The organism is Mammaliicoccus sp. A-M4, from assembly GCF_022386955.1.
Lineage (GTDB): Bacteria > Bacillota > Bacilli > Staphylococcales > Staphylococcaceae > Mammaliicoccus > Mammaliicoccus lentus.
On the sequence record NZ_JAJNHH010000021.1, the window covers coordinates 23040 to 29074 of the forward strand.

General features: G+C 31.8%; 4 protein-coding genes. All 4 read left to right on the forward strand.

Annotated elements, in window-relative coordinates; all coding sequences use genetic code 11:
* Nucleotides 1-2 precede the first annotated feature (2 nt).
* The 4 genes from LQ682_RS13455 to LQ682_RS13470 all read left to right on the forward strand — a co-directional run bounded on the left by LQ682_RS13455 (nt 3) and on the right by LQ682_RS13470 (nt 5921).
* Nucleotides 3-800 (forward strand): ATP-binding protein, encoded by a 798-nt coding sequence (locus tag LQ682_RS13455; RefSeq protein ID WP_016999788.1) that lies wholly within the window; start codon nt 3-5, stop codon nt 798-800.
* 10 nt (nt 801-810) lie between these two features.
* Nucleotides 811-2697, forward strand: coding sequence for a vWA domain-containing protein (locus LQ682_RS13460; RefSeq protein ID WP_239724573.1), 1887 nt, complete (start codon nt 811-813; stop codon nt 2695-2697).
* A 114-nt stretch (nt 2698-2811) separates the two neighbouring features.
* Nucleotides 2812-4149 (forward strand): branched-chain amino acid transport system II carrier protein, encoded by a 1338-nt coding sequence (gene brnQ / locus LQ682_RS13465; RefSeq protein WP_016999786.1) that lies wholly within the window; start codon nt 2812-2814, stop codon nt 4147-4149.
* Between the two features lie 569 nt (nt 4150-4718).
* The gene (locus LQ682_RS13470; protein ID WP_103269602.1) at nt 4719-5921 is read left to right on the forward strand and encodes a DUF819 family protein; all 1203 of its coding nucleotides are present in this window, start codon (nt 4719-4721) and stop codon (nt 5919-5921) included.
* The last annotated feature ends 114 nt before the right edge of the window (nt 5922-6035 follow it).

Here is a 6035-nt window from a genome sequence, read left to right on the forward strand (position 1 = left end):
CAATGAGCAAATTAAACAAATACATTAACAATGATGAAACAATATATGAAGATGCTTTATCAATGATTAAATTAAATAAAAATATTTTACTAAAAGGGCCAACAGGTTCTGGTAAAACGAAATTAGCTGAAACAATCGCACAAGACATTAATAAACCGATGCATTCTGTAAACTGTTCTGTAGACTTAGATGCTGAAAGTTTACTTGGTTTTAAAACAATCGAAACAAATGAACAAGGTCACCAAGAAATTGTATTTATTGATGGACCAGTTATTAAAGCAATGAAGAATGGCGAATTATTATACATTGATGAAATCAATATGGCGAAGCCTGAGACGTTACCAATTTTAAACGGAGTATTAGACTTCAGAAGAGCATTAACTAATCCATTTACAGGAGAAGTTATCGTAGCTAAAGAAGGTTTTTCTGTTATTGCTGCAATTAACGTAGGTTATATTGGAACATTACCAATGAACGAAGCTTTAAAAAATAGATTCGTCGTATTAGATATAGACTACATTGATGGAGAAACACTTAAGACTATCATCAAAGAACAAAGTCAATTAAACGATGAAGAACTTATCGATTCAATTATCCAATTCAATAAAGATTTGAGAGTCATGTCTAGCCAAGGACAAATCTCAGAAGAATCAGCGAGTATAAGAGCGTTGTTAGACCTTGCAGACTTAGCTACCGTTATACCAGTTAGAAGAGCGATTAAACGCGCTATTATAGATAAAATTGATGACGAAAGAGAACAACAAGCAATACAAAATGCAATAGAATTAATTTTCGAGTAAGGAGAATAACATGAGTGATCGTTTTATATTATTCAATGATGAACAAATCGATGCACAACAAATCATGATGTTAACTGACTTAGCAAAATTATTACTTGAAGATCCAAATGTAAAAGTTGCATTCCAAAAATTCCAACATTATGATCCCATTCATAATATATGCAATGTGAGTTTCAACTGGTTACATCGACCAGAAGATATCACAAATGCAGGATTAAAATCTGATATTATGTTAGATACGATTGGCTTCAAACATACAGACCCCTCTATTTACCAAGAAGTATTAGATGAAACGTTTGACCATATGGATTTTTTCAAGCAATTATTTATGCTAATTGAAGAATATAGATTATCTAGTATCATCATGGACACTAGACCAGTTACTAAAAAGCTGTTTAATAAACGCTTAAACGTTAAGAAAAGACAAAACAATAGCCAAATACAAGTTTATCAAACGAAAACAACATATACTGATTTGCTATTTCTAACGATTGAACATGCTATCTTAAACGAAAACTTCATTAATAACATTAGTATTACTGAAGAATTTGATGATGCCCTCGTTCAAGTTTTCAATCGCTTAACGCAAATTTTCAATTTAAAAACTTCAGAAGACAGTTACGACTTAGCAGTAAGCATAATGGTGCTCGTTGATTATTTATTAAAAGAAGATATGCTGAACCAATACTATCATCTTCCTGAGCGCATATACGCGTCTTACGAGGAAGAATGGACACTTGAGGATATTAAGCGTCAAGATGCTGCACAAACGGACGATAGTAGCGAAACTGTGCATGACGAAGAGGACATCGTAACTGAAGATGCTGAAACTAAAACAGCCGATAGTCAATCTGATAGCGATCATTATTTAGAAATGGAGCTTCATGAAGGTGAAAATAGCGATGTGCTGACAGATAATGAGCGAGAAGGCGATGCTTCAGATGATATGACTAATATGATGGAGAAAAAAGGTAAAGGATCTAACGATACGATTGATGACGAAGAAGGTGGGTCTCAAGGCAATAATAATCCTTACCAATTAAAAGGTGTAAACAAGAATGTTTCATTAACATTTAACAAACCAGAAATTTCTCCTGAAGATGTTGAAGCATATAAAAGAGCAGTTGAAAGTGTTCAATTTGAAATTAAAGATTTAACAAGTATTATCCAAAAATCAATGAATCATCAATATAGTGACGTTAGAGAAAATTTAACTAAAGGTAGATTACAAAAGAATTTACTTAATTGGTTTATAGATGACCAATACAAATTATTCTTCAAAAAAGATGCATTTAGTAGAAAATTAGATGCTACATTTACACTTTTAGTTGATGCTTCAGCTAGTATGCATGACAAAATGGAAGAAACTAAAAAAGGTGTAGTACTATTCCATGAAACATTAAAAAATCTAGATATTAAACATGAAATACTTGGCTTTAGTGAAGATGCTTTCGAAGCAGATAAATTTAACCAACCGAACACAATTGATGAAATCATTTTATATAACGAATCTACAATGAAACAAAATGATGCAAGAATTATGACACTTGAACCTCAAGATGATAATAGAGATGGGGTAGCTTTACGGGTTGCAACACAACAATTACTACAAAGATCAGAAGAACAGAAGTTTTTAATTGTATTTTCTGACGGTGAACCTTCTGCATTTGATTATGCAGAGGATGGTATTATTGATACTCACGAAGCTGTTATAGAAGCAGATAAGCAAGGCGTTTACGTATTTAATGTATTTTTAAATCAAGACACTATTGATGAGAGTATAAGAAATACAGTTCATAATATTTATGGTAGACAAAGCTTATTTGTAGAAGGTGTTGAGAATTTACCTGCTCAATTATCACCACTACTAAAAAAATTACTATTGCAGTCTATTTAATAAACGTTGTAATAAGTTAAAATATATTTATAATTTTCAGAAATTTCATATGGACGAAACCTAATTCCAATGATAAAATATAAATTATTGTAAGTTGTAAAAGGAGTTTAACATATGAATAAGAATATTTTTGTAGTAGGCTTTATGTTATTTGCGATATTTTTTGGAGCAGGTAATTTAATCTTTCCTCCTGCGCTAGGTTTATCGAGCGGTCAATTTTTCTGGCCAGCTATTTTTGGATTTGTAATTACAGGGATTGGCTTACCACTTATCGGTGTTATTGCCGGTTCTATTGAAGATAAAGGATATAGAGCTTCTTTAGGTAAAATTCATCCAGTATTTGCTGTCGTATTACTTGTTGCTATTTCGTTAACTATTGGGCCGTTGTTCGCTATACCGCGTACAGCAGCAACATCTTTTGAAATGGGTATCACGCCAATTTTCGACACAAATAGTTCAATGGCATTATTTATTTTCTCATTAGTTTACTTTGCTATCGTATTTTACTTAAGTTTCAACTCAAGTAAAATGGTAGATAAAGTAGGTGCTGTTTTAACACCAGTACTACTTATTTCAATTGTTTTACTAATCATTAAAGCTTTCTTCAGCATAGGTGGAGAACCTGTCGTTCCTGGAGAAATGGAAGTTTACAGTAGTGGTGCTACTAGTTTTGGTAAAGGGTTCGTTGAAGGCTACTTAACGATGGACGCGATCGCTGCTATTGCATTCTCTATGATTGTTATTACAGCAATTAAGAGTAAAGGTGTTACAAGAGAAACGGGATTATTTAAACAAACTATTTTGGCAGGTGTAATTGCTGCAATTGCGCTAGGATTTATCTATATTTCTTTAGGTTGGATCGGAAATCATATGAACATTTCAGATGCAACATTGAAAGAATTAAATGATAATGGTCAAAATATTGGTACGTATCTATTAACAACTGCCGCTCAAGTATCATTTGGTGAATTCGGTAAGTATTTAATTGGTATTATTGTAGCATTAGCTTGTTTAACAACAGCTACAGGATTGATTGTATCTGTTAGTGAATTCTTCCATGAAATTTTACCAAAAATTTCATACAAATGGTTTGTTACTATTTTCACTTTAGTCAGTTTCATTATTTCAAACCAAGGTTTAACTACAGTTATCCAAGGTTCATTACCAGTATTGTTAGTATTATATCCAATAGCTATTACATCTGTATTATTAATACTATTAGGTAAATACGTTAAGACACCACCAATTGCACAACAATTGGCTGTTGCTTTAGTAACAATTATTTCATTCATTTCTGTATTTAATAGTAATGGGGTTATCAATATCGCATTTATGCAAGAATTGCCTCTAGCTCAATATCAGATGGAATGGATTCCTTTTGCAATAGTAGGTTATATCATTGGATTCATTATAGGTAAAGTTAAAAATCAAGCTCCAATTGAATATAGTTAAAGAAAAAAATCCGAGACATAAACTTGTCTCGGATTTTTTATATTAGATGAGCTTATGTAATACTTTAATTTATATGTGAGGCTTAACAGCTAACGTGCTAGACTTCATAGACAAGCTCGTTACATTTTCTAGCGGGCAAGACTTCAAAAACAAGCACGTTAGCGCTATAAAAAGTTTTGATTTATATTAGTTCCACTTAAATTTTATACGAAATCAACGGCTAACGTGCTAGAAATTTTAAACAAGCTCGTTGCATTTTCTAACGGGCAAGACTTCATAGACAAGCACGTTAGCGCTATAAAAATCTTTGATTTATATTAATTCCACTTAAATTTTGTACGAAATCAACAGCTAACGTGCTAGAAATTTTAAACATGCTCGTTACATTTTCTAACGGGCAAGACTTCACAGACAAGCACGTTAGCGCTATAATAATCCTTTTTTAAATACTAGTTACGTTTTCCAGCATAGCAGAACTGCGAAAACTTTTTAGAAAAAGAGATTTCGCAGTCTCACTCTCTTTTATTTATGTCATAATAAGTATACATATAATTAAAGGGGTGGGGAATATGATGGTCTTTGCTTTTATTAATAAAGATGAAACATGGATTTTATGGGCTATTTTAGTAAGTATAGCTGCTTTAAGTATCTTTTTAGAACAAAAATATGATTTTGCTTCTAAAATTACTGGCGCTATAATCGCGTTAATTGGTGCTATGATTTTATCTAATTTAAACATTATTCCGATTGAATCTCCAGTGTATGACCAAGTTTGGGATTACGTTATTCCACTTGCTATACCATTATTATTATTCAGATCTAATATTTTTAAAATATGGAACGAAAGTAGAAGGTTATTATTTATATTTTTAATTAGTTCTGTAGGGACAGTAGTAGGGGTTGCTGTCAGCTTTTTACTATTGCATCAATTTATACCACAGCTTAATAAAATTGCTGCTATGATGACTGGAAGCTATATAGGTGGTGGTGTAAACTTTGCTGCATTAAGCACCAAGTTCGAAACACCTGGGGAACTTGTATCGGCAACAGTTGTTGCTGATAACAGTGTTATGGCATTTTATTTTATTGTCTTGATTACAATTCCAAATTTAAAATTTGTGAAAAAGTATTTTAGAAGGTTGTATAATAGTGATGCTGAATCTAATGAAAACAATGCAGAAGCATATTGGAAAAGAAATGAAATTAGTTTAAAGGATATTGCATATTCAATTGCTATTGCTTTTTCACTAGTAGCAGTTAGCTTTAAACTATCAGAGTGTATACAGTCGGCCGTTCCGAAATCAAATCCTTTTTTAGAAATTGTAGTTGGCATTATAGGGGATCAATTCTTATTATTGACGACTTTATCTTTAATAGTAGTTGCAGTATTTAGCAATTTCTTTGAAAAGTTAAATGCATCTGATGAACTTGGGACATTTTTAATTTATATTTTCTTTGTTGTAATAGGTGTACCAGCATCAATACCGATTATTATTAAAACTGCGCCTTTACTATTTATTTTTGTAGCTATTATATTAATATTTAATTTAGCTGTTACTTTATCATTCGGTAAGTTATTCAAATTTAATATTGAAGAAATGTTGTTAGCAAGTAATGCTAATGCTGGTGGTCCGACAACTGCCGCTGCACTAGCTATATCAAAAGGGTGGCAAAGCCTCGTAGGTCCTATACTAATTATAGGTACATTAGGTTATGTAATTGGTAATTATGTTGGCACTTTAATGTTCTATGTACTTAGCCAATTTATGTAGAAAAAAGCACTATCTCCTTTTATTATGAAGTTAACCCTGTCAAGTAGACAACTAAATAATAAAAATGTCTTTTTGGTCAAATTCATAGCTAAGCTATGGATTTGGCCATTTTTA

Coding starts and splice junctions, on each gene's coding strand:
- LQ682_RS13455 (WP_016999788.1), top strand. CDS start 3: ATGAGCAAATTAAACAAATACATTAACAATGATGAAACAATATATGAA.
- LQ682_RS13460 (WP_239724573.1), top strand. CDS start 811: ATGAGTGATCGTTTTATATTATTCAATGATGAACAAATCGATGCACAA.
- brnQ (WP_016999786.1), top strand. CDS start 2,812: ATGAATAAGAATATTTTTGTAGTAGGCTTTATGTTATTTGCGATATTT.
- LQ682_RS13470 (WP_103269602.1), top strand. CDS start 4,719: ATGATGGTCTTTGCTTTTATTAATAAAGATGAAACATGGATTTTATGG.